This is a genomic window from Bradyrhizobium sp. (genome assembly GCF_049586575.1).
In the GTDB taxonomy this organism is placed as follows: domain Bacteria; phylum Pseudomonadota; class Alphaproteobacteria; order Rhizobiales; family Xanthobacteraceae; genus Bradyrhizobium.
In genome coordinates this window covers 1-3,024 of the sequence record NZ_JBAVCF010000404.1, presented here as the reverse complement: position 1 = coordinate 3,024, position 3,024 = coordinate 1, and the positions used below count along the sequence as shown (strand labels likewise).

Annotated in this window: 3 protein-coding genes; 1 reads left to right on the top strand and 2 read right to left on the bottom strand. The window is 63.8% G+C overall.

The annotated features are described in order from the left end of the window. Together WB528_RS15970 and WB528_RS15965 are read right to left on the bottom strand one after the other, a co-directional pair. Positions 1–1,031 (bottom strand): acyl-CoA dehydrogenase family protein (locus tag WB528_RS15970; RefSeq protein WP_423889379.1); only part of this gene is annotated, 1,031 nt, incomplete at its 3' end. A gap of 31 nt (positions 1,032–1,062) precedes the next feature. Continuing rightward, positions 1,063–2,130: an acyl-CoA dehydrogenase family protein gene (locus tag WB528_RS15965; protein ID WP_423889378.1), complete on the bottom strand. Its 1,068-nt coding sequence runs from the start codon at positions 2,128–2,130 to the stop codon at positions 1,063–1,065. A gap of 264 nt (positions 2,131–2,394) precedes the next feature. Between WB528_RS15965 and WB528_RS15960 the strand changes: the two genes are divergently transcribed. Further along, positions 2,395–3,024: SDR family NAD(P)-dependent oxidoreductase (locus WB528_RS15960; RefSeq protein ID WP_423889377.1), on the top strand; the 630-nt coding region annotated here is incomplete at its 3' end.

Here is a 3,024-nt window from a genome sequence, read left to right as displayed (position 1 = left end):
GCATCGACGAAGGCGGCGAGGTCGCGAACCCGGTGCGGCAATTGCTGTTCCCAGATGGTACCGATGTCCTTGACGATCGAGGCTTCGACCACCGGCTCCTTGCCGGCCTGCAACATGCCCGCGACCGAGACCGACATTCGCCGCATGGTGTGGAGCTGCGCCACCAGGCGCCCAATGCCCTCGGCGGCGCGGGTATCGGGCGAGGGTCCGACCGCGCGCACGAGCTCGGTCAGCACGTAATATGTTTCCAGAAAGCGTTCGGGGCCCGAGCGTTCATAGGCCAATTCGGATGTCGCCTGTTTCCAGGCGCCGTCGATTTCACCCAGCATGTGGTCGTCCGGAATGAAAGCGTCGGTGAACACCACCTCGTTGAATTCGAACTGCCCGGTGATCTGGCCGATCGGATTGATCTTGATGCCCGGCGTCTTCATGTCGACCAGGAACTGCGTCAGGCCGTGCCGTCGATTTTCTTTGGTCGGCGGCGAGGTGCGGAAGATCGCGATCATGTAGTCGGCGATATGCGCCGACGAGGTCCAGATCTTGGTGCCGTTGATCAGGAAGCCGCCCTCGGTCTTGGTGGCCTTGGTCTTCGCCGCAAACAGGTCCGAGCCGGAATTCGGTTCGCTCATGCCGATCGCAAAGCAGACCTCGCCGCGGCAGATCCGCGGCAGGATGTCCATCTTGATGCGTTCGTTGGCGTATTTCAAAAGCACCGGCCCACTCTGGCGGTCGGCGACAAAGAAACGCCGCGTCGGCGCGTTGGCCACGCGCATTTCCTCGGTCACCACATAGCGTTCGAGGAACGTGCGCTCGTGGCCGCCGTATTTTTTCGGCCAGGTCATGCCGAGCCACCCGCGCGCGCCGACGCGGCGGGAAAATTCCGGCGCGTCGCTGTCTTCGCGGTTGGGATGGTGCGGATTGAAAGTGCCGGCAGCGATCTCTTCCGCGAGAAACGCGCGCACTTCCTTGCGCAGCGCGACGCATTCGCTCGGCAGGCGGATCGGATCGAAACGGAGAGCTGCTGCGGTCATTTGGTATAGGTCCGGGATAAGATGTCAGAATTCAGCGCGAAGCCACCAGCGGCCACAATTCGTCGGCGCCATTGGCGGCCACGCGTTTGCCGAGTTCGACGGCCCAATAGCTCTCGGAACCGAAATCGTCACGCCATGCCAGCGCCCGCAGCGTATAGCGATGCAAAATGTGTTCGATGGTAAAGCCGATCGCGCCATGAACCTGATGGGCGATCGCGGCGGCCTTTTCGGCGGCTTCCGAGCAACGGATTTTCGCCGAAGCAGCTTCGAGGAACCGGGCATCCTGAGACGCCGTGCCGCTGGCGAACGTATCGGCCGCGGAGGTCGCGGCCGCGAGCGCCGCCGCCGATTCGCCAGCAAGCTTCGCCAGGTTGTGCTGGACCGCCTGAAACTTCGAAATCTTCTTTTCGAACGCGACGCGTTCGTTGGAATAGCGCACGCTGATCTCGAGCATCGTTTCAAGGCTGCCCGCGATTTGCAGGCTGCGCACGACCGCGCCCATCAGAAGCAGCGAGGTCAGGTCGAAGCCGTCAGGCGCGGGGTTGATGGCAATGGGGGCCACGCGGTCGAACGTCACGGTGTCGCTGCTGTCGCCGCCGAGATTGAGGCTGGATTCGATCCGGCAATAGCCGGCTGCGACCAGTGCGATCGACGGCTTTCCTTTGCCGTCCTGCGCGAACACCGCGATGTGTTTGGCTTCGCGGCCGAAGGGAATGCCGCGTGCGCGGCCCGATAGAGTTCCGTCGGCGTTGAGCGTGATGCGGTCCTTCGGGCCCGCGGGCGCCACCGTCATTTCGCCCTGGGGAGAAGCGAGTCTGGCTTGCGACAGCAGCCAGCCCGCGAGCATGGTTTCCGCCAGCGGCACGGGAAGCGCAAAACGGCCCGCGGCGCTGAGCACGCCAAAACCCTCGGTCAGCGTCGCGCCCGAACCGCCATGCTCTTCCGCAACCCATGACAACGGCAGGCCGGCTTCGCTCAGTGCCCGCCACAGCGGCGCTTTCCAGCCGCCTTTCGTGTCGCGGTTGACGGTTTGCGCATCGGCCAGATCGGCGAAAATCCGCTCGGCGGTTTGCGCGACGATGTTCTCGGCTTCTTCCACGGCGTTCCTCGTTGCAACCGGCGCCAAATCCCGTGAAAACGCGGATTCGCGCCAGTTTTCTCAGCAGGCTATTGTTAGTGGCCATGATGGGGAAAAGCCTGGGCCATGACAAGCGCCGCTGCCCGCAAAGGCCCCTGCGAGTTCGGTATGAAGCGATGCGCGGCGGAGCGAGGGCTATTCCGCGTAATGGAGTTTCTCGGGGTGCGACCGTGTGGTAGACCACCGCGGCTTTTCGAAAATGGTCAATGACGCGAGGAAAATGCGATGTCGAAGGATGGTCTGTGTGCGATTGTGACTGGCTCTGCCTCGGGACTTGGCGCCGCGACGGCGGCCATTCTGGCAAAGGGCGGCGCGCGCATCGTCATCAATTATTCCTCCAGCCAAAAGGAAGCCGAGCAGACCGCCGATCTCTGCCGAAGCGCCGGCGCCGATGTCGTCGTGGTTCAGGGCGATGTGTCGCGCGATGAGGATTGCCGGAAAATCGCCGCTGCGGCCGCGCCGTGGGGACGGCTCGACGTGCTGGTCAACAATGCCGGCACCACCAAACACGTTCCGCACGAAAATCTGGACGGGCTCTCGTCGGAGGATTTTCAGCGCCTGTTCGGCGTGAACACGATCGGGCCGTTCCAGATGGTGCGGGCCGCGCGATCGCTGCTGGAAGCCGGAGCGAAGGCGTCCAGCCGCGCGTCTTCGGTCGTCAACGTCTCGTCGGTTGCAGGCATCAGCGGCATCGGCTCGTCGGTCGCCTATGCCGCAAGCAAGGGCGCGCTGAATACCATCACGCTGTCGCTTGCGCGCGCGCTGGCGCCGCTGATCCGCGTCAACACGGTATGCCCCGGCTATATCGACACGCCGTGGTTCACCAAGGGCCGCGGCGTCGAGGGCGCGGCGAAG